Annotated in this window: 14 protein-coding genes; 13 read left to right on the top strand and 1 reads right to left on the bottom strand. The window is 26.0% G+C overall.

The window, feature by feature from the left end:
- Positions 1–379: 379 nt before the first annotated feature.
- Positions 380–10,936 (bottom strand): hypothetical protein, encoded by a 10,557-nt coding sequence (locus ACT1UH_RS02980; RefSeq protein WP_444704931.1) that lies wholly within the window; start codon positions 10,934–10,936, stop codon positions 380–382.
- Positions 10,937–11,097: 161 nt separating this feature from the next.
- On the opposite strand from ACT1UH_RS02980, the gene ACT1UH_RS02975 reads away from it, so the two are divergent.
- From ACT1UH_RS02975 to ACT1UH_RS02915, 13 genes are all read left to right on the top strand, one after another.
- Complete coding sequence (locus ACT1UH_RS02975; RefSeq protein ID WP_444704930.1) at positions 11,098–11,991, top strand: DnaB-like helicase C-terminal domain-containing protein; 894 nt, start codon at positions 11,098–11,100, stop codon at positions 11,989–11,991.
- 117 nt (positions 11,992–12,108) lie between these two features.
- Positions 12,109–13,788, top strand: a complete 1,680-nt coding sequence (locus tag ACT1UH_RS02970) for a hypothetical protein (RefSeq protein ID WP_444704929.1) — start codon at positions 12,109–12,111, stop codon at positions 13,786–13,788.
- On the top strand, positions 13,775–14,341 hold the full coding sequence (locus ACT1UH_RS02965; RefSeq protein WP_444704928.1) for a hypothetical protein: 567 nt from the start codon (positions 13,775–13,777) through the stop codon (positions 14,339–14,341). Before ACT1UH_RS02970 ends, ACT1UH_RS02965 begins: the two co-directional genes overlap by 14 nt.
- Positions 14,325–14,579 carry a hypothetical protein gene (locus tag ACT1UH_RS02960; protein ID WP_444704927.1) on the top strand — a complete coding sequence of 85 codons (255 nt, stop codon included), beginning with the start codon at positions 14,325–14,327 and terminating at the stop codon, positions 14,577–14,579. Before ACT1UH_RS02965 ends, ACT1UH_RS02960 begins: the two co-directional genes overlap by 17 nt.
- Positions 14,580–14,582: 3 nt before the next feature.
- The gene (locus tag ACT1UH_RS02955) at positions 14,583–15,722 is read left to right on the top strand and encodes a hypothetical protein (RefSeq protein WP_444704926.1); all 1,140 of its coding nucleotides are present in this window, start codon (positions 14,583–14,585) and stop codon (positions 15,720–15,722) included.
- Positions 15,694–17,844: a hypothetical protein gene (locus tag ACT1UH_RS02950; RefSeq protein WP_444704925.1), complete on the top strand. Its 2,151-nt coding sequence runs from the start codon at positions 15,694–15,696 to the stop codon at positions 17,842–17,844. The genes ACT1UH_RS02955 and ACT1UH_RS02950 overlap by 29 nt, the downstream gene beginning before the upstream one ends.
- A gap of 56 nt (positions 17,845–17,900) precedes the next feature.
- Positions 17,901–18,434, top strand: a complete 534-nt coding sequence (locus ACT1UH_RS02945) for a hypothetical protein (RefSeq protein WP_444704924.1) — start codon at positions 17,901–17,903, stop codon at positions 18,432–18,434.
- A gap of 21 nt (positions 18,435–18,455) precedes the next feature.
- Positions 18,456–19,343, top strand: coding sequence for a hypothetical protein (locus ACT1UH_RS02940; RefSeq protein WP_444704923.1), 888 nt, complete (start codon positions 18,456–18,458; stop codon positions 19,341–19,343).
- Positions 19,343–20,761, top strand: a complete 1,419-nt coding sequence (locus tag ACT1UH_RS02935) for a hypothetical protein (protein ID WP_444704922.1) — start codon at positions 19,343–19,345, stop codon at positions 20,759–20,761. Before ACT1UH_RS02940 ends, ACT1UH_RS02935 begins: the two co-directional genes overlap by 1 nt.
- Positions 20,752–22,521 (top strand): hypothetical protein, encoded by a 1,770-nt coding sequence (locus ACT1UH_RS02930; protein ID WP_444704921.1) that lies wholly within the window; start codon positions 20,752–20,754, stop codon positions 22,519–22,521. Before ACT1UH_RS02935 ends, ACT1UH_RS02930 begins: the two co-directional genes overlap by 10 nt.
- A 44-nt stretch (positions 22,522–22,565) precedes the next feature.
- Positions 22,566–23,219 (top strand): hypothetical protein, encoded by a 654-nt coding sequence (locus ACT1UH_RS02925; RefSeq protein WP_444704920.1) that lies wholly within the window; start codon positions 22,566–22,568, stop codon positions 23,217–23,219.
- Between the two features lie 346 nt (positions 23,220–23,565).
- Positions 23,566–24,555, top strand: coding sequence for a tyrosine-type recombinase/integrase (locus ACT1UH_RS02920; protein ID WP_444704919.1), 990 nt, complete (start codon positions 23,566–23,568; stop codon positions 24,553–24,555).
- A 52-nt stretch (positions 24,556–24,607) separates the two neighbouring features.
- Positions 24,608–25,096 carry a hypothetical protein gene (locus ACT1UH_RS02915; RefSeq protein WP_444704918.1) on the top strand — a complete coding sequence of 163 codons (489 nt, stop codon included), beginning with the start codon at positions 24,608–24,610 and terminating at the stop codon, positions 25,094–25,096.
- Positions 25,097–25,289 lie beyond the last annotated feature (193 nt).

Here is a 25,289-nt window from a genome sequence, read left to right as displayed (position 1 = left end):
TTTTATACCAATAGTAATGTTCTATCACAAATATAAGAATCCTGGCAATTGCAAAAAGTGGTAATATAAATAAAGGTAGCATAAAAGCGTCTCATTTAGGTAATCACAATCCAAATATAATATTTTTTTCATTAAAACAATTGTTTATGCCATTTTTTAAAATTATTTTAAGCAATAACAAATTCTTTTTATTTTGCTCAATATTTATCATTAGCCCCCACTAATATATTGATTATCTATAAAAATAAATCAATGATAAGGCTAAAAACTTCTTGATTTTTTAGTTTTTTGAATTTGCTTGCACTACTAAAATAACTTACAAACTTATTAATATTTTGAATTATTCTTATTCTTTTTTAAAAAAACATAAATCATTTTTTTATATTTTTCAACCTAAATCGTAATGCGTCAATAAATTACTATTTTTATTTTGCCTACGGAAATAATCGTATGTTGTTGCTCCACCTACAAAAGCGGCTACAAGGTACTCATTTCCTTTAACTTCTTGATGAGTTCTTGCATTATCTAATAAAGCAGCAACGGAAAAAATTCCATCTTTATTTGGATTTTCCTTAAATTTTGCAAAGCCAAATCCTGCAATGGTATCTACAGTTGCATATAAATCCTCTATACTTGTAAGTTTTTTATCTTTTTTAGCTAAACTAATTGCCTGATCAATTAAATTATGGTAATTGTCTAGCGGAAATTGATTTCATTTATGATTTTGAACATAACTGTCATTATATAAATTTGGTTTTCATTGCGTAGCGGCGCTGAATATATCTTTAGTGTCCTGCTGATTAAAATATCCAGTTTGATCGTTGCTAATTTGCACTCACATATGTGCAAATTGCGCTAGTGTTCTATCCGAACTATTTGATTCTGTATATGTATAATTATTTTGATACTTTGTTTCGCCGTTATTTTTAAATCCTTTAATAAAATCCTTTTCTTTAAATTTATTAATTAAATTAATATATTTAGGATTTAAAGATTTTTTTGCTTTACTAATAAGAATTTCGCCTATGAACTCAAGTGAATTGAGTACACTGTAAAGACGCTTTGATTCATAGTATCTGCTAAAAATAAATTCACGTTCAATTTGTTCTTCTTGCTGTACGTTAGAAGCTCTTTCGATCTTTTGTTTAAATTCCTTTATATATTGTTCTTCAGGAGCATTAAGAATTTGCTTCTTATTTTTTTCTGGATCAGAATTGCTTGTTTTTAACTGTTTTAATCTAGTTTCAACCCTTTGTACAATTAATTCTTTTCTAGCATTTGATATAATATTTTCTAATTTAGTTAAGGAATCAGCATCATCTAACATACCGTTATATTTTGATTTTGAATCATTACTTTTTAGTTTACTAATCATTGTTTTTAAATCACTTAGTTTTCTTTGATATGATATTAGCTCAGGAATAATAACATTTTCAATTGTATTTTTATCAGGAGCTAATTGAACTCTTTGGTTAAAGATATTTAATACTGATTTAGGTATTCCGCTTTTATCAATTATTAAATAATCAATATATCCATGATATAAAGGAATTGTATAATCATTAAATTTCTTTAACTCCGCTGCACTATTAAATGTTCTTGCATCATTAACTAACTCTTCATATCGTTTAATTCCATTAAGAACATTTTTGCTTAGTAAGCTCTTGTTGTCTCTTATATATTTTTCAAGATTCTCAGAACTACTTCAAAATCTCGTCAACTCTCTTTTGTACTCTAGAAGATCATTTCTAATTTCTTCTAGCTGTGCTGCATCGCCTGCAGATGCAATCTTTTTAATGTAAGCTTTTTCTACTAATAAATCGGTTTTAAATGAATCTTTTAGCAATCTAACCACTTCATTTGCCTTTTCTACAAATTGATTTAATTTATCAATATCATTTTCTTTTGTTATACCCAACTTATCCTTATAAGATTCACGAAGCTTAGACAATTCTTCATTTACTTGTTGACTATGAACTAATTCATTACCGCTTCCAACATCAGATGATTGTAAATCCGTAATTCTATTAATCTTTTCTAAAACCTGGTCAAATTTACTTATTTTAGCAAGTAATAATCTTAATTTTTCTGATGTATCAGCTTTTGAAAATTCTTCATTTCAAACGAATGTTTTGGTTGCTACATCAATATTTTGAATTTTAGTCTTAATATTATTAACCAATTCATTGAGATTATTTAGTTTGCTTTCCAATGCTTGCACTTCTTGATGATTATTAATTTTAGTACTTATTTTTGTAAAACTATTAACCAAAATATTCTTTAAGTTATTCTTTGAATTCAAGGAGTTTGCTTGATTATGGTTATCATTAGGTAAAGCTAATTTATCAATGAAATTATTGTAATTCGCCTTAACTGCTTCAATATAAATTAAAGCAACTTGTTGCATCCTATTTTCGTCTGGAAAGCCATTTATAGCATCGATTCTTTCTATAAACACTTTTTTGGAATCACCTAAATGTTTGAAAGTGTTGATATGATTTTTAGCTAATACTTTCATTGTTAGCAATAATTGTTTTTCCAATTCACTAACCGTATGGTCAGAAGATTTAGGGTGGGTTCTATTAAATCTTGCTGCAAGATTCGTTTTATTTTGTGCTTCAAAATATTTTTCTAACACTTGCTTATAGTAAGCAACTTTTTGACTTCAATCATCTGGAAAAGCAGTCTTTACTTGGAGTATAGTTGTTGCTTTATTTAATTCAGTTTTGATTGCTTGTTTTGCAAATGCATTATTTTCACTATATTGTAATAAATCAACTTGCGGAGCCTTTTTGCTAATCTCATCATTAAGTTCGCTTAATTCAATTGCTTTATTTATAAATTGATCAATTGTATTTAAATTATCAACACCTACACTTAATACATTAATTGAATGTTGCGCCTCACTACTATTCTTATTTGGATAAGGAATATTATTAATAATTAATTTTAATTTACTCTTAAATTCAGATTTAATTTCATTTATCAAAGAGTTAGCTTCATCACCATCTTGGATAGCGTCAAGTTTTTTATTATATTGATCAAACCTTGTAGCATCTTTGTTATTAAGATTTTTATAGGCTTCAACCAACTCTTTAGATTCGTTATACTTAATTTTAAAATCATTAATTCGAACTATTATGTTTTGCATTGTTTGGATATCTAAAGCATTTGAAATTGTTTTATTAAATGTTGTTTTGTTACTATCCTTAGCAAATAAAGAAAGAATGTCTTTGGCAGTTTTCACTTTTTCATTAAATTGCTTAGCTTCATTTGTTATCCTAGTTATTTCACTATGATAATTTAAATAATTTATTCCTTCTTGTCTAAGTAAGATTATATATTTATTTTGTTGATTGATATTTAGAAAAATCAATTGCTTTACTTGTGCAATTGCTTTTGCTCTTGCAATTTCAACTTCAATTTCATTTGCCAGTTGCGACGAAGTATCTGCTTCTTGCAATTTATCTAATCTCGTTTCAAAATCTCTAAGCTTGATTTCTTCTTTCTCATTTAGTGACTTATATTCGTTAAGTTTTAAAGAAGCATTGCTAAATTGATTTCTAAATTGTTCTATCTTATTCAACACATTTTGAATATTGCTTGCATTATTTGCATTTTCAATTTCCATCATTAATTTAGCTCTATTCCCAACCTTTCCAATTTGGGCTAGTTTATTTCTTGATTCAAGTACTTTTTGATTAAATATTTTAGCATCATTAACTTGGAGCTCAATTTGTTGCTTCGTAGTTGCTTTAAGAATTTCATCCCTATAATACTTATGAGCAGCCTGAGTTAGATTATCTTTGGCAATCAATAAATAATCAATAACACCATGATATAAAGGAACCACCTGTTCAATTATGCTCTGCAATTCATTTGGATTAGTTTGAGTTCTTATATGTTTAATGAATTCATCAAATGTTTTGAATTTTGTGCCGTCAATTATTCTTTCATTATCGGGCTTGGCAGCGTTTTCTAAAAGTTTGTCTCTATGATTAAAAATATAAAAACCGATATATGGGGATGTCTTTTTTCAAAATACATCCATTTTATTTTTAACTTCAGATGCATTATTCATTATGGTCTCAATTGAACCTACGCCAATAGCCTCTTTGATTTGCTTTAAAAATACTGACATCATTAATGTATCTCTTTTTACAAATAACATTTTTAACTTATCATATGCGGCCTTTACTTCACTAACAATAGATTTTAACTGCATTATTTCAGATTGATTATTAGCGCTAAAAATGTAGTTTAATAATTTTTCTCTTAAACTTACTATGTTTTGATTTACATCTAAAACATCTTCCACCTTGCTACCGTAGCTAATGTCAAATTCATTTTTTTCGAGATCAATAATGGATAAAATATCTCTTTGTAGTTCAACATACCGCTTAATCTTATTTTTAAGTTCCTTTAGTTTTTCTAAGTTATCTGCTCTTGAAAACAAATCATTGTAGAACATTTTTTTAGTAATATCTGTTATCAAATTTATCAGGCTATTTAAGTCATCAACCTGCTCTTTATATTTCTTTAATTTATCATGCAAAATTGTGACTTCTTCATTGACCAAAATAACTTGATTTATCTTAAACGAATCAACTAATTGAGTTTTAATTGTTGCTTTTGATTGGGCGGAATTACTATCTTGTGGATAAGCAAGATTTTGAATAAATTCAATCGCATCATCAGCAATAGCTTTATTAATAATTTGATGCGGTTTTTCAAAAATATCTTGATCTATAGCAAAAATTATACCATCAACTAAGATATCATTAATTTGCTTATGCAATTGTTGTTTTTTACCTTCATCGGCTACTAATAAACTATCAATTTTAATCTTTGCTTGTTTTTTAAATTCGGTTATTAATAGTTGACAAAATTCTTGCAAACTCAAACCTTCGCTATCAGTTGCGCTCTTTTGAGGATATGTATGACCTAATTTATTAGTTACAAAATAAGAATTAATACCAAAGCACTTCTCAGCCAATTTCTTGAGTGTTTTAATATGCTGAGGTCAACTTTTAGGAAGAATTTGTTCTAATTCGGCAACTGAGGTTGCAGAATCAAAACCTTCCAAAATTTTAACTAGTGCATGCGAATTGCTTTCGCTATATTCAATGGTTTTTGCTAATTCTATCAATTCTTTGAGCTTAGTATCAAATGTTTGTATCTCTTGCTTCTTTATTGTAACTTCACTATTGTTATTTAAAGCTTGAACTTCATCCTTAATTTTTTTAATTGACTTAGCAACAAAATCATTATTTTTCTTAGGATAAGAAACCCGATCAATTAACTTAAATGTTTCTTCTTTTTTATTTTGTAACTTTGCAGATTCAACTACTAAATTAATGCCAATATCATTAGTTTTTTTATCTATTTCACTTTTATAGTCTTCTTTTTGTTTGACAGATAAATCAACTAAATTATCAATGACATCAGCTGCTTTGGCTCTAAGTAATTCTAATCTAATATTCTCAAGATTTTTTATGTCAGTAACACCATTAATTAACTTATTTATTTTATCTTTCCGAAAGGCATCTACAATCAATGAAACCTCATTATTTATTGTGGTTATTTCATTTTTTAATAAATCTAAAATATTGTTAATAGGATACAAGCCCTCTTCGCTCTGAACAGAATCAATTTTTGTATTAAATAAATTTCTTGAATTCTGTGAAGTCACATCATTAATAGGATACGGTATTTTTTGAATCTTTTGCTTGGAATTTTGTTTTTGAGCTTCAAATATTTTTGCATTAATATCAGTTAACTCTTGTTGTAAATCCAAACTATTTCCAGATATTTTTTGGGTTATTTCTTGCTTTTTAGTTTCTTTAACTAGATTATCTAAATCGGTTAGTCCATCAATTAATTTATGGGCGGTTTCACGTTTTGCATTATATATATTTAGTTTTAAAACTTCTTCTTCTTGCTCATTGGTTAGAGAACTCAATTCATCAAGTAATTTTGCCTGATTTTCAACTGAAATAGGATACTTAATGCCTTCAATTAATTCCTTATATTTTTCTATCTTGATTTTTAAATCATTATTAGCTAATTTATTTATTTGGTCTTTATTAATTGACTCATCTAATTTATCATTTAATTTCTTCTTAGCCAAACTAGGTTCCATTGGATAAGAAAGAGAATTTATTCTATTTTTAGCGTTATTAATGGCTACTTCTAGTTCGCTAAGTTCCTTTAATTTTAAGTAATAACTATTTTCATTTATTATATTGGTTAGTTGTGATTTTAAAATAATTTTAGCTTTGGCGTTACTTAAAGGATAAGGTAATTTGTCAATCTTAGCAATAAGATCAATTTTGTAGGCTTCATTCAAAACCGCAACCATTTCATTGTATGATTTGTTATCTAATTTTTTGATTAATTCAGAAGATTTTGTTGTCTTATCGAGATTGGATAAAGCTTTGATTTTTTGTATTATTTCTTGTTTATCTTCTTGTAATGCTTGATTAATTTTTTTGTTAAATATTTCAAATTTATTTGATTCATCAGCCTTATTGAATTCTATATTTAAATTATCTAAATGCTTAGGATTTATTTTTCCCAAAATTCCTTTAGAATTAAAAATATTTTTCTCAATTTCTTCCAGTTCTCGTGCTCATTTATTATTTAATAAATTTGTATCATTAGACATAGTACTAAAATCAACTTCAATCTTTTTAATAATTGAAGTAATTGCTTCAGATTGTTCTGATTTAACTGATGGGTATTCTAATCCTTTAGCTTTTTCAATTAAATTTTGTTTCCGAGATTGACGATATTGAGACTCATTTTCATTTTTTGCTGCATTAATGTTTTTCAACAAAAGATCAAAGTTATTTCCATCAACAGATCTATTTAATTCCTCCTTTAAAGCTTGTTTTCTTTGTGCTATATTATTTTTTAATGGGCTTTTATCTAAACTATCAATTGCTTCCTTTGCCTTTTTAATTTTTTCTGGAATTGATTTAATCAGGTTTTCTAGTACTTCAATTTCATTACTATTTTTAGCTAAATCAATCTTCGAATTCAATATGATAGTTGCAGGGGCCGGCTGAGGAGTATCCTTATAATAATCAAGTTCTAAAATTTGTTTTTTTAATTTATATTTAGCAATCTCGACTTCAACTTTTTCAAGATCACTTTTATTAATTATTGTGGTAATTAACTTTTTAAGTTCAAATTTAACATTATTTGCATCAATAACATCTTGCAAACTTAAAGAATCAATTAAGTCTCTAGCCTTATGAAGTTCGGCAACAAAATCTTTAGTTTGCTCCTTAATTTGATTATAAGAATTATCATCAATAACTATTTGATCAATAACATTATCGAATTGAGCTTTTGTTGTATTAAAATTATTTTTAATCGATACATCTAAATTACTATCATTAACATAGTCGCTCATTGAAATTAGTTTCTTAATTTCTTCTTTTTTATCTTTTAACCTTGCCTCATTGACTATCTTTTTTATATTTTCATAGTCATCATTAGCCTCTATTCTAGCATTAAATGCACTAACTAATTCTTGGCTTAAATTGGTTAACTTAGTTATTTCTGTCTTCGCCTCGACCACATCGCTAGCATGTGCATTAGCAATCTTTTTAATTAATTCATTAAATTCTTGATCGGTGTAAGAATCTCTTAATTTGCTCCAAAGTTCTAATTGATTCTTTTTTGATATTTTATTAATAGCTTGTTTACTTGATTCAATGTTAATTGTTATATTAATAATTTTGTTATCTATTTCAGTAATTTTTTCAGAAATTCCAACACCATTCGAATCAGTATAATAACTTTTAATCTTGGAAATAGCTGGGGCATCATTGCTTCCAATGTTAAAAACGCCATCGCTTTTTGGATATGGGAGAGATTCCACCTTATTATCAAGCGCTAATTTATTTGATTGGTTATCAAGTGCATTTTGAACCAAAGTATTTAAATTATCAAATTCTTCATCTGTATTTGCTTCATCAAATTTTTCTTTTATTTCATTAGAAATTACTAGCAAATTAGATAGTTTTGTATTAACAATAGCAATATTTCTTTTTATTTTTTCGATTATAGATTGGTAATTGGTTACTTGTTGCAAATCTTGTAAGGCTTCAATTTGAGAAATTATTTCAAGAACTGCTGGGGCTTTATCCTTATGCGGATATTCAAATTTCTTGACCTCGTTAATTAATTTATTTTTTTGATTTTGCAACTTAGCGTTTATTACTACTTTTTGAATTTCATCATATGTTTTAAAAGTACTATCATTTATTTTTTCCTTAAACTCTTTGGATTGATCAGATGTCAATAAATTAAGTTTTTCTATTTCGGCAATTGCCTCATTTTTATCCTCATTTTTAGCATCTTGAATTATTCTTTTAAGTTCATCAAATTCATTATTATTTGGAGGTAAAAAATTAGAGTTATCAAGTTTATTGTTTAAACGTGTCTGTTTTTGCGGATTTACTTTTTTAATATCATCCTTATAGCGATTTATTTTATCAGCTAAACTATTAATTATTGAAGCTATATTTTTAATTTTTTCTAATTTTTGATTTTGACCTAATGTAGAATCATTTTCAATATTATTTATCTCATTAATCATTTCTTTTATTGCAGGAGCATCTTTACCAGAAGGATAAGGAAGGCTATTAATCTCAGATTTAATAATTTCAATCTCGTCCCCTGCTTCCAAGGCAATAATAAGCTCTGAGTCAACAATAATTTTCTTTATTTCATCCAATGCGATATCTAAGGCTTTATTAATTTTCTTAACTAAATCATTTTGTTTTTCGCGTTGGCCAACATCTTTAATTTTATTGTTAATCAAATATGCTTTGATTTTTTCTAGTATAACATTTAGCTGATAAATATTCGCAGCTTCATTTATTTCATCATTTATCGAGTCGCTTAATTGCATACTAAAACTTAATGAGCCAAGTTCATTTATTAGATGCTTTTTCATATCATTAAATAATTTCAATGCTTCAATTTCGATATTTTTATACTCATCCTGCGTAGTATTTTCAGCATTAATTTTCTCTTTAAAAACATGATATTGTGAAGAATTATATGATTTTGAAACGCTCATTAATGCTTCATTCTTTGCCTTTTCTAATATAGATTGGGCCTCGGTTATAACGTTACGTAGGTCATTTTCAGTGCTTGATTTATTAGCAATTATGGATTCGAAATTAGACTTTTTGTCACTTTGTGCAAGACGCATAACTATTTCTGAAGCAACTTTTCTCAAATCTTCTGTATTTGCTAATAATGCATCAATATCTTTTTCTATCTTTTTGATTTCATTCTCTGTTTCTGCTTTAATTAATTCATCATTAAATTTATCCCTTGTTGTTGAATTTTCTATTTTATCGGCCTTATGTTGAACACGATCCTTAAAATCCTTAATATAAGTATTTATTTGATTAATAACATCAAAAATTTGTGAAGGATTATGAATTTCGGTATTTAATTTTTGTTCTATAGCAGTCTTGAAATTTGAAATATTTAGTTTTTTAATCAAATCCTTAGCTTCTGCTTGCAAAATAGAAAGAGCTATTGTATCGTTTACTTCAACCATAACTTCATCTAAATTTTTATTATCTAAATTGTTTACCTTATTAACTAATTCTTCGATCATAGGAGATAAAATTGAACTATCATTAATTTTCTGTATCAAGGAACTATTAATTATTTTGATAAAATCAGCTTTATTTTCAAACTCTAAAGCCTGAAAGAATTTATCCTTAATATCAGTTATTTGTTTAAGATCAAAATTATCACTTTTTAACAAGGCTACATACATTTTTTTTATATATTGATCGGATACTCTTGATAACAAAAATTGAGCTTCATTTTTATTAATTTTCTTTGCTCTGTCAAATGTATTAAACACTTTTTCAAAAAATATTTCATTTTCTACTGTCTTAATTAAGGCTTCAATTTCATTTTGATTTATTGCCTTATTTTGCTTGTTATAAAAATAGTTTTTCGTTCTTGCAACAATCAATTTTGATACAAGGTCCAAAAGTTTTTTCTTTTTATCATTCAATATTTTTTCAATCTTTTTATTGATATCGTTAAGCTGTTCAATTGTCGTTGAATCCTTTGCTTTTTTAACCAAATTATTTCTTTCTAATCCGTAAGATAGGGCTGAAAGAGTATCCAGTGTGGCTATTTTTTGTTTAATAAGTTCGATGTAATTTAATGATTTTGTATCCTTGATTTTATTAATTAAGTCTGCCTTTTCTTCACTACTAAAATTAGAATTTTTCGTTATTTCTTCAATTAAATCCTCCTTAATTTTTTCAAACGTTCCCCGCTCACCACGTTTAGCAAGATATAACAAAATATTAGATTTTAGTCTAGCTAAATCTTCATTATTTGCTACTTTATCTAGTTCTATATAAAATTCTTTAGCTTTATTTTTATCGATTAGAACAACCTTCTTAATTAACAAAATAATTTCATTTTCATATTTTATAAAGTCCACAACTTCTTTCTTTGTGTAGATTTTTTGTTCTAATGAATTAATTTCATCTGCTTTATTTTTTTCAATATTTTTAAGAGATTTTGAAACTATCTTATCAGCAAGATTTTTTATTTCTTCTATATCCTTTTTGTTTTCTGCTATTACCTTATTAATCAGTAAAGCAATCTTTTCTTGATTTTGTTTTGTATACTTATTGAAATAAGCATTTTTTAGAAATGCTTGCACTTCAATTTTAAGAGAGCTATCATTATATAAAGAATCGGATTGTTTTTTTAATATGTCCTTTAAGTAAAAATAGTTTTGTTTTAAATCCAATTGATTTTTTAAATGCGAATCCAAAAGAATATATGTTCACGTCCCAGCAGTCATTAATGTTGCCGATCCAGCCATTGCATATAATACATTACGTCTTTTTTTATTCAAATTTTTAGCCATATATCACCTCTATAATATACTAAGTATTATATATAACAATATATATCCCAAAATTAAATAAATAAACTTTTAAGGGCGGGGAATGATAGCCTTTGAAAAAAATGCCCCCCCCACTTTATTTAATGTATTAAATAGTATTTAAGAAAGGACTAAATAATATTGTGAGTTTTAACGTTTACAAAATTGGAAATTTTTATGAAAAATATAAAGAGATTAAACAAAATGAATTTAATAAACTTAAGTTATTAACAGGATTTGAGGCAATTGATAAATATACTGAAGGTTTACAGAATAGGCAAGTTTTCTTTTTAGCTGCAAGACCAGGTGTTGGAAAAACTACATTTTTACAAAACATAATTTTAAACGTATCTAAACAGTTAAGTGAAAATGATTATATTTTATTTTTGAGTTTAGAACTATCGATATTTGATATTTATAAGAGGTTTTTACAAATTGAAAGTAAAAAATTAAACAAATCTGATATAGAAAATTTTTATCCTTCTACCGAAATTTCTAATGAATTATTAAGAGTTAAAGAAGAGTTTTCAAAAAAGAATATATTAATTTTTGATAATGATGAAAATAAAAACATTAATCCCTTATTTATAGAAAATTTAATAGAAGACTTGAATTCAAAAAATTTAAAGATTAGAGCAATTTTTATAGATTATTTTCAACTTTTGGATTCAAATTTAATTAATTCTGTTGAATATAAGGCACAAGAGGATACTTCGAGAAAATTAAAGCAAATTGCCAAAATGTATGATATTAATATTTTTTGTTTAGCCCAATTAAGCAGGGAGTACGAAAAACGAAAAACTTTAATTCCAACTTTTAGTGATTTAAAAGGTACTTCTTCTATAGAGCAGGACGCAGACGTAGTTATGTTTTTATATACACAAGATTTAAATATTCAAAATAATAAACCTATTTTAGATTTATCTTTAACGTTAGCCAAAAATCGTAATGGTCTATGTAATACATCAAGTTTTCTCTTCGATACGGTTAATGCAAGTTTTTTTGAAAAAGATAATTTTGCAATTATTCAAAAATAATAGGTTATTTATTACTTGATATGTATATATCTCTATCCCCTAAAGGGATATAGAGAATATTATATACATATAACAAGTTAATAATAATCTTTATACGTAAGGTACGTAAGGAAAATTATGAATAAAAGCAAATTACCTGTATTTTCAGAAGAAAAATTAAAAGAGTTATTACATTATACTGATCAAGAACCAAACCCTTCTTATGAAGCATTTAAATCATCTGCATTTTATAAAATCTATTCCGGTGCTAAGGGAGTGTCTAAATCGTTTAGTAGAATGATTGAAACCATTTATCGTTTGGTAAATGAAAAGAATTTTTGTAGTGTTTGATGCCGAAACCAATTTAATCATATTAAAAATACTTTAAGACCGATGTTAGAGAAAGTTCTCTTTTATTTAGCTGAGGAGCACGACTTAGATTATCGAGATTATTTTTATGTTACAAATGATGCAGCTTATTGGAAGTATGACGATGGAGGGTTAGATAGAGCTATATACTTTCAAAATTGAGAAAAAATACAAGCTTTTCAAGGTTTTACATTAAAAAATTCTAATTTTAGATTTGGAGAATTAGTTATAGATGAACCATTAGAAGATACTTCAGATAGTAACAAATTACCCCATGAATTAGAAGAAATATATTCGTTACAGGAAGAAAAATTACCATTATTAATTTCTAATACCGTTTTAAGAGAAGTGGCACCAATCGATTTCAAAGTTAATGTTACATTTTTATATAATATTTTTACTACTCAACATTTTTTGATTAAGAACTATCATCAAGAAGCTGTTAAAATTCTAGAAGATGACGGAACTATTAATAATCAGGTCTTAAATGAATTATTAAAAAATTTTTATATTCAAAGAGAAAATAAAGAATTTAATAATGGTCTAGGGATTGTGGTAACTATGTTTTCTAAATTTTTTATACCGAAAAAATTTTTTAGCGAATTACAACAAAAAAATTTAGATTTATTGAAAAAAACAAATTATAGATTATGGGTTATAACGGTTGCAGGATTTGCATTTAATTTTGAAGATACCAAGTTAAATTATTTTATGAAAAATATTATTTTTGATGAAACTGGAAATATTAGAAAAAAAATAAAAACAATTTCAAAAAAACAATTCTACGATTATTTATCTCATGGTCAGATAATAGGAATATACCATGGCTATGATCCTGGAATTCATGATAATGCCTCTTTTGTAACTGTTGGACTACATCAGGATGGTAGAATAATTATTATCGAAGTAATTAATGATGTTAAAAAATTAATTCCGAAAAATACAATATGAAAAAACAAGGCGATTAATGAAAAAATAGTAGAAATTATTAAAAAACAAAGTCAGAAGTTTGAGGAATTTTTACCTTATTCATTTTCAAAAAATAATTTTATATATGGGAAAACCTCTATTCTTTTTTGTGATAATCACGCAAGTATAGAAGCACTTAATTTACTGTTTGAAGAAAAACAAATAAGTTGCTGTGCATTAAAGGCAGTTAGAAAACCAACACAAAACTTCGGGATAGTTGACCGACAAATGTGGCAAAAAAATATATTTGAAAATAACTTAATTAATTTACTTCCAAATAATGAAACCTTGCTTAAGTGTTTAGCAAAACAAGTTGTTATAAAAAATCCTAATAAATCCTTAGAAAAAATAGAAAAAAGGGACGAATCAATAAATCCAGAAATATATGACGTTATAAATGCTTTTGAAATGGCTAGTTCATTATTATTTCGCTACCAGTATGCCCTTCTCTATGAAAGGCTAGAAAATGGAAAAAAATAATAGCGATAACAAAATACGACAAATTAACTGTAATTCACAAAATTATGTAACTGTTTCAATCGACAGTTTAAATAAAAATCATTATAGAAATAAAAAATTAGTTGTTTATAAAAATTTTGATATTGATTTTTGAAATAAAAATGCTAAATTTTGTCCATATATTTATGTAAAAAGAAATTGATGAAACATAAAAAAATTTGATTTTGCTTGTAAAGAAAATATAAATTTAGAAATAATGAGAATTCATAATGAATGAGTAGCTTCAACAATTGCAGCAAATATAGCATCAAAGTTTTTTGAAAATTATTTAATAATCTATGAATCAACAGGTGAATCATTTTTTTGAAGTTATTTAAAAAATCATTGTTCGCTTTTAGTCACAAGAAAAGTTTTTAAAATAAAAAATGACATTGAAGAAAAAGATTTTTGTGTTTTATCTAATATAAAAAGGTTTTCAAATTTTAATAAAAATTGAAAAAGTATCGAAGAATTTGAAAATGCAGTTTTAAATCTAATAGAACAAAAAGGAGAAAAAAATGAGAAGAAATATTAATGAAATTGGTACATTAAGAATGCCGGTTAAATATTTTTTAAATGAATTTGTAAGAGTATATTTTAATAATGAAAAAGTGGAAGAAGGTTTTTTGGTTGTAGATAAGTTTTCAAAAAACTTTTTTAACCTTTTAATTTCGCCAACACAAACTATAGTTTTTAATTCAAATAATTTAATTGAAATTGAATTTGTAGAAAATAAAATTTATGCAAAAAAAGAACAAATAGAGTGAAAATAAAAAATGACTACACAAGAAGCATTAGAAAAAATTAAATTAAATATTGTGAATGAAAAATTGACAAATAAAAAAGATACCATAAACTCTAGGCAACAATTTTTAAAGTATGGAGTTCAGTCCACTATCCAAACTCTTTGGTCAAATTTTCCGAAATTAGACAGCTTGGGATTTGATAAAATACCTTTTGGTTCCTCGGAATTGCTAGCATTACAAAAGCTTGAATCTATTTTATATGAAAAGGGAATCGGAGCCTTAAGAAATAATTTTTTTGTGGCAGATGTTTTGGAATATATTGAAGTAAACGGCAAAATCAAATTCTTAAAAACAAAGTTAGAATTTAGTAACAAGCAAACGCCAATTTATGTTTTTGAAACATTTAGGTTTGAAAAAAATAAACTGCTTTTTGATTATTCGATTATTAAGCCTGAAAAAATTTCTGACGATGATATTAAAGAAATGCTTTTTAATTGTTTTGATTACAAGCCAACTGAGTATATAGAAGTACCATATAAGATTTTCTATAATAATCAATCAAAAAAACCAGATTTATTTTTAGTTAATGATGAATATTTTAAATTATTAGATAAAGATATAGAGGTTTTAATTAAGGATTCTTATTTATCAGCACCCTGAATTTTTGCAACAGATAACAATGGTATTAAAAAGCAAATTCAAGAAGGTCTTTCTGATTTAAATAAAAGATTTATCGGAATTTCTCCGCAATTACAAATGTACGATTATGACCCACTGAGAATTTTGCAAAGTCAATCGCAATCGCAAATTATTATTCAAAAAATTGAAAAAAATATTAATTGAATAAAAAAATTTGCTTTTATGAAACAAGACAGCAATGACTTTGGAACAAAAAATATGCATAATGTCGAGGCACAACAAATTAATAGTGATTTCGAAGATTATATAGAGGCAAAAGCAAATTTAAGGGAACTCCAATTTAAAGAATTTTTAGATAGTTTTTACCCTGATTTAAGAATTAATAAAGTTTTAATCTATGGATCAACTGAATGGCTGATTACGGAGGCTAAAAAATATGTAGTTAACATGAATGGGAGCTTTGTTGGACAAAATTTAGAAAAAAACTTAGAAACTGAGGTTAATGAAGAAAATGGAAATAACGAAAATTAATGAAGTAGTTGATAAATCGGTATTGCAGTCATTTTATGTAAAAGCTATTCAAATTAACGAAATTTGTACAATTCCAGGATCTATTAACTATGTTAATTTTGATACGTCAAAATTAACAAAAATATCAGCAATGGTTTCAGATTTTACTTACAATCAATCGCCCTTGACGGAAGGTATTGATTCGGATTCTAAATATACGATAATTTTTAATGAAAAAATTGATTTTACAAATAAATTTTTAATTTTAAAAAATGCTATAACAGAAAATGAATATTATATTGTAGAAAATATAAATACAACATTTTCACCAGAAAAATTAAATGAAGTAGTTAATGTTACAATAGCTCAAAAACTAGAAGATTATGTAAACAATAAAAAATTTCTTATATGTCCAAACACATTAAAAAATAATGATGATACTGCAAATTCCATTAATGTTGAAATAAGAGAAAATTTTTTATTTCAAAAGGCTTCAATAGAAACACCAGATAATTTTCAGCAGGAGATTCCTCAATATAGGAATATGTTACCAATGATTGTTAACCCTATCGAGGTTAATGAAGAAAATTGCAGAGTTTTTATGGCATTTCTATCAAAATACAGCATTGTGGATGTTAGAGAAATTAATGTAAATAAGCATTACGGGATTTATGCTGAAGACCAATTAAATAACGGATATAAAGATTTTTTTAAAAAAATATATGAAATATATAATTATCAAAATCTAATTATGTCAGGCTATGCAAACAAGACTAAAGAAGAAATTGAAGAATTTAAACGAACATTTTCCGGAAATAATGCTGAAGAGTATGTTAATGCAAAGCTCGCCTTTCTGCGCAATTCATCATATTTTCCTAGTGAACAGATTGATTTACTCATTTTGATGTGCTCTGGCTTTCTTAAATCAATTTTTTGCTTCAATGGTGGTTTTTCAAATTTTCATAAATTCTTATTGCCGTTTTATTTTGAAATGAAGGGAGAAATATTATATTTAAGAAGTGAATTTTATAGTTTAGAGGACGAACTCGAAATTGCTAAAATTGAGGAGATTAAAAAAAGTAGAATAATTATGAGTTTTAATAAAGCAGAAAAAGATAGTATATTATTAAACACAAATGAGTTGTTTGGCGAAAGTTCATCAATTAATTTAGAAAATTATAAAAAATGATATCGTGCTAATATTTCAGGGGCAATTTTAAATAAAAAATATAGAAATTATCAAAGCGTTGATTATTTAGATTTACCTTTAAATTTGAAAGAAGTAAATATTGATTTAGATTATTCAAAGGCGAATCCAGATTATATTAAATATAAATTAAATTTAATAATTCCTAATAAAATTAATTCCCCATATGAATTTTTATTTAATAACAAGCCAGTATTAAATTCTAAAGGTGAGGAGATAAAACCAAAAAATAGAATCAGGGTTTTTCTAGATCCTTCAATGTTTGAATTAAACAAAAAATATAGTCCCGAGTTTTTTGATAAATATATTAAAGATAAATATGGCAGTGAATGAAAAATAGCTTCAAAATTTAAGGTATACAAAGCTGAAACTAGTATGAATGTTATGTATACATATCATGGCCTTACCGCGTCAAACCATTATGTTAATGTAAATAATTATGTACCAGAATCGTTTAATCGTTGAATAAACTATAGATCATTAGGGGATTCGTCTTGAAAAGAAGTTACTGAGAATTTTAATTATGAATTTAAGGTAAGAGTTAAAGAATTATGATATCACACTGGAAATTGAGATGTTGTAGCATTTTGATTATCCACTGATAAAATTACTAAATCACTGCCGATTTATTACCATACTGTTGAAGTAAAAACTGTTTCCTTTTGAATCGAAAAAGATGCCGAAACCCAAATTGAAGAGTACCCTAGTTCTACAAAAATTCTTTTTAAAAATAATTTTATTTTAAATTCAACAACTTGAAAGGATTTTGCAAATTCATTAGGTGAGATAGAATCTTTAAAATTTGAAGTTATGCCTGGCCATAAATTAATAATAAAGGGTTTATTTTTGCCTCAAACAATAATAATAAATAACAAGTTATTTGCTATTCCAAAAATTAAAAATCAAACACAAATACACATTAAATATATTGAATAGCTAGTAAGCAGATCAATGGAACTGCTGCCATAAAAAAAGACGGAGGATAAAGTTAAATGGAAATACTTAAAAAAATAGCTGATGCTTTTTCAGTGTCGGAAGATGAAGTTAAAAATAAATTAAATATAACTAATGATTCAGATTCGAAACAAATCGCAAAAGCACTTGGGGTTTATGGACTTTTCCAAGAAAAAAATGAAATTGAAAATTATATTAAATCAAAAGTCCAAAACAAAATAATAGAAATTGAAAAACTTCAAGCTCAACTTGAAGAGAGTAAAAATAAAACTATTGATTTTGAAAAGGTAAATAATGAATTAAAATCAAAACTTTCAAATATTAGCGCGCAAATTAAAAAACAATTTGATAGTGAATGAGCAAATTTAAAACTACCTAAAACTGATTTTGAAGATATAAAATTTGTGGATTTAAATCTACAAGATTTAAAAAACGAAGTTTTAAAAATAGCAAAATCAAAAAAACTGTCTCCCGAAATCCTGCAACCACAACAAATTCAAAAACTCGAAGATATAGCAACTTTTAGAAATGGTTCGCAGTCTTTTGAGATTGGGGCACGGAGAGTTAAATAATTATATAGATAAGGAAGAAAAATGGAATTTAGACAATATTTAAATGCAATTTTTGCAAATCAAAAACAAGATGAGGCATTCTCATTAAATCAAAAAATTAGAAATGAAATAAACTCTTATATTGTTGAATATTCATTAATTGGAACATTAGGTACTAACTTAACATTAGGATCTGTATCAGAAGCTTCAGCAGTATTTATTAAAAATATTGGTCAAACATGAAACCAAAAAACACAACCTGGACCTGGCGAATTCGAAAAGGGTAATTATGCTAAAATAAGTTTTAATTGGAATTTACCTCAATATCAAAGCTTAGCATTTACTCAAGCGGATACGATTTTAGGCGTTCCATCTGCTGCTGCAATAAAAATCGAAAAAGCATCAGCTGATTTTAATGATGCTTTTGAAGCGTACGCATGATCAGAACTAGAAAAGAAAGTTAAAATTTCGGATACACATAAAATTACAAAAGATTTACTTTCTGAAACAATTAGTGACAAGGACGTTAGAAAAGCTGTGGTAGCCTTGGGGACAGCTCTTACAAAGCATAAAGATGATAAAGATGGCATTAATGGAATCAGAAAGTCAGATATTGTAATACACGTTAAACCTGAGGTTCTAGACCGACTTTCTGAAGCAGGTTTAGTTGGAAATTTTGCAGAGCAAATGTTTGTAGGAGGGCAATATTCAATCGCAACCGTTGGCGGTTATAAAGTGATTGCTAATAAGTATTTAAATGAAATTGATGCAATTGCATGCTCTAATTTCTCAGTTGCATCGATGATTAATGTAAATGCGGCAAACTATGAACGCTTGGCACCTACAAATGATTATGGCATGTATTATGAGGCAATGTCACTTTTTGGCATTGCATATCCAACATGCTTTAGAACTATATTTAATTCGTAATGATTTTTTATGGCGGAAAAAATAAAGACTCATATCAGGTTTTAAAAGCAGAACCGGCAAAAAAATTTGACGTCTATTCAGTTAAAAACACCTGATGGTGAAAGTTTGTTAGAATTTTTTTACAAATTATTATTTCAGTTTTGACTGCAATTATAGCTAGGATGGTTGACGGAATACTGCCTGGGCTAGGTGTTGCGATAGAATTTGGAGTAAATACGCTAACCGATTTAATTTTTAATTTGATTGAAAATGACGGAAAAATAGATTGGGTGGATTTTGGTATTTCAGCAGGATTTAATAGTGCAAGTGCTATTTCAAGAGGTTTTAAAGTATTTAAAGCTTTAAGAACACAGAATAAAGTTCTTTCTTTAGCTGATAATATAGTTGCAAAAAACACGGAATTTAAAAATCAATTTAAGCAAACCGCAAAAACTATAGCAGAATTTGGGGCAAAAGGCGATACACTAAAAATTGCCAATTATAAAAGTATTAAAAATACAACTTCTGCGATTTTAGAAACAGTTAATAATTCAGAAAATATATTTAAACATACTTTTGTGGAATCAAAGCAAATATTTAACCGAACAAAAAAAATTCTTGATGGTGCAACGAAGGTTTTTACAAAAATAAGGGTTTTTATTTCTTTATTGACTTCTCCAAGGTTTGCAGCTAAAAAAGCTGTTGATTTTGCTATTAAAATTCCTCGAAGAAAAATAGTAAAAACATTTAACAATTTTGCAAGTGACAAAATTAAAAAAATATTTTATAAGGGAAGAAAAACTTTAAAAGAATCTTTGCGAAGCATTCCATTAAATTCATCTTGAATTGATTCGATTACAATTCTCCAAACTAATTCGCCCTGAGATTTAAAAAATTTAAATGCTGTTATTAAATTTAATAAAAATGCAACTAATAATAAAAAGCCAGTTGTTTTATGACAAAAAGATTCAAAGTTAATATTTGATTTTTTAACTACCTCATCACCTGGTGCACATTATTTAAAATATTTTGCTTGAGGTTGGGATATTGGCAAAATTTTAAGAAAATATAATTCTTTTATTACCTTAACAACTATCCCGCTATTTTCTAATTTAATTAATACATTAGCCAGTTCATACCGTACAATTAATGCTATTCATCAAAGTTTACAGGAAGAAAAATGGTTATGAAATAAAAATAAAAAAAGTTTAATTGAAGAATTTAAAAAAGGAGCACAAGAGGGATTATTAAAAGGTTGAAATTTTAAATATATAAGACCGGCTGTCAGTTTCGGGCGTTCTATTATCGAAAAAAGACCGAACTATGTTATTCAATCCTTTGCAAAAGGTACCCGTAAAGCCTTTTTTTATCATTCAGCATACCAAAAATTAAAAAAATACACCTATAAGAAACACCGAGGAAGGAGAAAATGGAAATAAATATTAGCAAACTTGGTTTAAATATTGAATATTTTAAAAATAAATATTGGTATTCAAAAACAATAGAGATCCCGCAGTTTATTAAGAATATAGAACCAAATATAACGGAAGAAGAATTTTTTAATAAACTTTTATTAAATGTTTTCGAAACTTGCGACCTTTTCATTAATCAAAAAATGAGCGAGTTTATGAAAGTAAGTTTAACAGTAGATGAACTAGAAAATCTTTTAGGCATCAAACGAATTAATAATTTTATATCAGCAATTTATACAGAAATTAAATATCGTTTGGCAACAGAGAAATTTCCTGAATTTTCACAAAGAGATAAATTAATTACTTCGAACTTCACACTAGCAACCATCGGCAGAGAATATAATAATTTGCAAAGTCTTTTATGTCCAGAATCCATAGCCTATTTAAGTGATCCTTCCTGAAATGATTTAAAAGTAGATGAATCAAATAATATTGATTTGATACCTATTATCGAATCCTTGAATGGAGGATTGGATGAAGTTAAAAAAACTGCAAATAACAATAAAGAAGAAATAAAAAACCTCGATACTCGCATAAAACTCGAATTAGGAAATATAGCATATTGAAACAATAAGACGCAAGGAACTATAAGCGAACATTCTAATAACATTTCTTCCATAAATGAAAAAATTTCTGACCTAGATAATAACTTTTATAAAAAAAATATAGTAGATGAAAAACTTAAAGAAGTTAAAACATTTGTTGAACAAAATAGCAGCAAAATAAACGATTTAGAACCAAAAATATCCAATTATAAAAGAAAATTAGATCAAATAGATTTGGCTTTACAGTCAAATACACTCGCCGATAGCGAATTATTAAAAAAATTTAATAATATGAATGAGAGTTTTGCTAATGAATATGCAAATGTTGCAACTCAAATAGCGAACGCAATAAAAGTAAATCTTCAACAATCTAACGATATTTCTTTAATAAATGAAAAAATTTCTGACCTAGATAATAACTTTTATAAAAAAAATATAGTAGATGCAAAATTAGAAGAAGAAAAGAAAATAATAAATAACAATAAAGAAGAAATAAAAAACCTCGATACTCGCATAAAACTCGAATTAGGAAATATAGCATATTGAAACAATAAGACGCAAGGAACTATAAGCGAACATTCTAATAACATTTCTTCCATAAATGAAAAAATTTCTGACCTAGATAATAACTTTTATAAAAAAAATATAGTAGATGAAAAACTTAAAGAAGTTAAAACATTTGTTGAACAAAATAGCAGCAAAATAAACGATTTAGAATCAAATAATAATAATTTTACGGATAATCTAAAAAAATTATCTAATTATATAAATGGTGACTTTCAAGATTATATTAAAAATACAGTATTAACTCTTTTTAAGCAAACAGTAAAACCTATTGTTGATGATTTGCAAAACTTAAATAAATCAGTATATTTAAAACATGAAATTGATAATAAACTAGAAAGTTTAACCAAATTAAATAATTCTAATTCTGGTTTTTCTTCTGATCAGAGAGAAATATTTAATAAGCTATTAGAAAAGATAAAAATAAGACACAATCTTTCATCTAATCAATATGTAGAATTGTATCATTCAGAAGTAGGTAAAACTGTGAATTATGATGGTCAAAGTTATATTCTACTTTATAAAAACACAACCTGGAGGGATACATCGCTCTCTTGCGCCCGTGAACACTTCTGTAAACCTTCTGTGTTTGATGTTATACTTTTGCAAATTAATTAAAGTTTTTTGCAAATAATTAAAATTAAAATTGAAAGGAATAATGAATGAATGTAAACTTTTTTAAAGAATGAGCACCGGTTTTAATGCCTGTTATTTCATTGATTTTAGGGCTAATTCTAACTTTGATTTTATCTATAATAAAACAAAACAAAAAAAATAAATACATTAAAACAAAACTGGATTTTTTAGAAAAAGAAAACAGTGAAACAAAACTGGATTTTAAATTATATAAAGAAAAAACGGATGCTTTTGTTTTTGATTTGAAGATAGATTTAAAAAAAGCAACAGATGAAAATATATTATTGCTTAAAAAAATGGAAATGTATCAACATGGCTCGAATATCGAATATAATCGTGAACTCGAAGAAAAATTAAATGAATATTTAAAGCAATCTGATGCTTTGTCTAATGAATTATTGGATTTAAAAGAAAAATATGCTGAGCAATCAAAACAATTAATTGCATTAAAGGTAGAAAATGAGCGTTTAAATCAAAAAATTAAATTTTTTGAAATGGAAAAAGTTGAACAGCTTGCCTTTTTAGACCAAATTAAAAAAGCCCAAGATTTAATTAATAAAATTAAATTTAATCCATCGCAGACAACAAATGATATTGTGGATTATGCTCTGAAAACAAATTCTGAAGAAACTAATAATTCACAGGATTCTCAAAAAAAAGTTAAAGCAACTATTTATTAAAATAAAACCCGCTAACTAATATAAATAGCTACCGGGTTTTATTTTAATAAATATAAATTGTGCGTTTTTATGATATAATAATTATGCTAAAAAAAGCAATAAACCACCACGCCTTTTTTATTAGCAAACTATTAGTTCTTTTTTAAATTTTAAAGCTTTTTCTATCAACAAGGCGTGGTGGTTGTAAAATAACCATCATTTTTTATTTTTTTTAGCAAATATGAAGAGAAATTAAAAAAGGCAATTTCTCCAATTCATTACCACGCGAGAAATTGCATAATTATTTTAACATATTTTTAAGAGTTTTAAATAATTTTTGGTAATTTCTCTAATTTAAGGAGTTAAAATGCGAAATATTGAGCAAATTCAAATATTTTATGAACAATTTGAGAAATTGATTGAAACAAAAAATAGAAGTTCAAAAACACTAATTACTTATAAATATGTTTTAAATAAGCTACAAAATTGAGAAACGATAGATGAGCTTTTGAAACAGATAAATTTTATTTTAAATAATTCAAATTTAAGCCAAAACACATTGTTTGGACAAAGAGCAATTTTTAAAGTCTTTTGTGAATGATTTTCAAAAAGAAACCAAATATATATTCCTTTTACTGAACGCATCAATAAATACAAAATTGAAAGAGGTACAAGAAGGGCATATACTAAGGAAGAATTAGATATTCTTTTTAAAGAACTGAAAAATTACAATAATTATAAATTTGAGGTAATTTTTAAAATCCTACTAACTACTGGAATAAGAGTTAGTGAGTGAGATTTTATAGATTGAAAAGAATTGCGAGCTAATAATTTTCAAATAATGATAAAAACAGCTAAAAATAATAATCCACGTCCCTTCAAAATAATTGAAAGCAACAATATTGAGTTTTTAAATATTAAAAATTCCATAATTAAAGGATTAAAATTAAATTGAAGTTCAAAAACTATTAAAAATCAATTTCATCTTTTTAATAAATGATTTATTGAAAGAAATCCAAATTTTAAAGCTAAAATTTCCGCACATATATTAAGACATACATTTGTAACCTTAGCTAGTGAAAGTTCCGGGGTCGAAGAAATAGCCAAGGTTATAGGGCATGTTAATTCTAATGTAACGGCTTCAACGTATATTACATATAATCCCATATTGTCAAATAGAAAACTTTCAAAAATGCAAGATACAATATCATCTTTTTTAAATGATAATGGCAATGTTTCTTTAAAAGAATTTAATTGAATTGAGGAATTTCAAAAATTAAAGGTAGAAAATGAATTTTTAAAACAAAAACTTTCAAAAAATACCATAAAATTAAATGAAATTATAGATTTCGATTAATTTGATTTTAATAATTCATAAATAAAATTTTAGTTGCTATAAAATTTTATTTATGAAAAACCTACCAACTTATAAGGATTTAAAAATTAATATTAAAGATATTTTATGAAAAAATAATTTTAAAAATTTCGAGGAATTTCAAAAAGCCTATAGTGCTATTTTTTGTGCTAAATTAGGCTTTTTTTTGAATTCAGTAGGAAAACATAATAAGGATTTCTTTTCTTTGTGCTATAACATAATTTTTTATTATGGTTTTATTAATTATAAAAGAGAGAAAGAATTAATGGATATATTGTCAAAAAATGATTTTAATGTATGGCCGACATATATGATTATGGATGCAGTTATAGGCGTTGATTTAATAGCAAGTAAAAATAATAAAACATATGTAATTCAAGTTAAACCGAATAATATTTTTGAAAATGCCAAATTCATCCAAAAATTCGCCGATAAAAGAAACTATTTGGTAGTTTTTGCTTACAAAAGAAAAGAAAAGTGATTTTTTTTAAATAAATTTAAACAAAAAATTAAATTAATCTAGAAAATATTATAATATATATATGAAGTTATATAGTTTCTTAAAAATAAGAGCAAACTTGAAAGCTTTATTAAGGGACTATATAAAGGGTCTATATTTGGGACAATATATATATATATATATATATATTGCTTAGATAAAAACTTTTTTATGATAAAAATCAACAAAAACAACAAAAAACATATTTTTTGGTTTT

The sequence above is a fragment of the Mycoplasma sp. 332 genome (genome assembly GCF_052378275.1).
In the GTDB taxonomy this organism is placed as follows: Bacteria; Bacillota_I; Bacilli_A; order Mycoplasmatales; family Metamycoplasmataceae; genus Metamycoplasma.
This window is presented reverse-complemented; position numbering and strand designations above follow the sequence as displayed.